Origin of the sequence: Cryobacterium sp. RTC2.1 (assembly GCF_035018685.1) — a bacterium.
GTDB lineage: Bacteria > Actinomycetota > Actinomycetes > Actinomycetales > Microbacteriaceae > Cryobacterium > Cryobacterium glucosi.
On sequence record NZ_JASJXJ010000284.1, the window covers coordinates 1 to 1,787 of the forward strand.

At 62.3% G+C, this 1,787-nt stretch carries 1 protein-coding gene; it reads left to right on the forward strand.

Annotated elements, in window-relative coordinates; all coding sequences use genetic code 11:
• The first annotated feature begins 140 nt into the window (after positions 1 to 140).
• Entirely contained in the window at positions 141 to 1,580 is a 1,440-nt protein-coding gene (locus QN357_RS18835) for an IS1182 family transposase (protein WP_322135178.1), read from the forward strand.
• The last annotated feature ends 207 nt before the right edge of the window (positions 1,581 to 1,787 follow it).

Sequence of the window (1,787 nt, forward strand, 5' to 3'; positions counted from 1 at the left end):
CTAGGAGCGTGGGTCAGTAACGGCGAAGTTTAAAACGCCGACGGATTTCCTGGGCTGGGGTTGTTGGTCTGGGAAAATTGCTTATGAGCGATTTTGATGGTTTGTTTCCCGCGACAGAACTCGAACATGTTGACCTGGTCATGGACGACGGAGTCGAGGCTGGCGCCGGCGTGAACAAGCGGTTCCGGGCGTTCGAGCCGGCGGCCGTGATGTTGGTTCCACCGTCTTTGGATGAGTGGCTGCCGCAGAACCACCTCTCTCGTTTCATCGCCGACATCGTCGAAACTCAAATTGACCTGAAGAAGTTCTACGCGTCCTACGCGAAGTCGAAGGGCCAGCCGCCTTATGACCCTCGGCTGATGGTCCGCGTGCTGCTTTACGGGTATTGCGTCGGGGTTCGCTCGTCACGGGAGTTGGAGCGGGTCTGTGTGGACGTGGTCGCTTTTCGTTGGTTGGCCGCGCAGCAGGCACCGGATTTTCGCTCGATCGCCCGGTTCCGGAAACGGCACCTCGCGAGCCTGGGGAACGTGTTTTTGCAGGCGTTGGAACTGTGTCGTGCGGCTGGGATGGTGTCGCTGGGGCAGGTCGCGTTGGACGGCACCAAGGTCCGGGCGAACGCGTCCAGGCGCAAAGCGATGAGTTACGCCCGGTTGACGGAGAAGCAGAAAGTCCTCGCCGATGAAGTCTCCGCCCTCCTGGCGGACGCCGATGCGATCGATGAGGCCGAGGATGCCCGGTTCGGGAAAGACAAACGCGGTGATGAGTTGCCGCCGGAGCTCGCGAGGCGGGAATCACGCCTCGTGAAACTGGCCGAGGCGCGCGCCGCTTTGGAGGCGGACGCGGCCGCCCGGGCGCGGAAAGAGGCCGAGAAGAAAGCCCGGGATAAGGGCGATGACGACGATGCTGTCACGGCGAAGGGTGAGGATGCGGCCGAGAACGCGGTCGTGAATCCGAAGGCTCAACGCAACTTCACCGACCCGGACGCGCGGATCATGAAGACCGCTGACGGGTCCTTCCATTACGCCTACAACGCGCAGGCCATCGTGGATGCGGATCATCAGATCATCGTCGCGACGACGCTGACGAATATTGGCGTGGATGTTGAACAGGTCGTGCCCCTGGTCGAGAAACTCCACACCACGACGGGCGTTCTGCCCCGGCAGGTCCTCGCCGATGCCGGGTATTGTTCAGCCGCGAACCTGGACTACGCCAAGACCATTGAGACGGCCAGCGACGGCGGGACCGAGTTCTTCATCGCGACCGGCCGGGTCAAGCATGGCGAACGTGTTCCCGAGGTTCCTCGGGGCCGGATCCCCGCCGATGCGACGCTCCGGGAACGCATGGCCCGGAAGTTGAAGACGAAGAAAGGCCGCGCCGTTTACGCCAGGCGCAAAGCGATCGTGGAGCCCGTGTTCGGTCAAATCCACACGAGGCAAGGAAAATTCCTGCTGCTGCGCGGGTTGGAGCAAGCAGCCCACGAGTGGGACCTGATCGCCGCCTGCCACAACCTAATGAAACTCCACACCCTGCAAACCAAAGCCCGCCTCGCCACGCAAAGCACTCCCCACCCGGCAACCTAAAGACCAGGCAAGACCGCCCTGACGGGCGACAGCGATCCTGCCCTGCGTCGTCAACACGGCCGTGGCCCTATTTTCGATCGGCACGCGAACGGATACAGAGCCCCAGCCCACGACGATCGCGTCGGCAACGCCCCAACCCAACCCGACGACATCGGAGGCATTCATTGGCATCAAAGCCGAATAGGCGTTACTGACTCACGCTCCTAG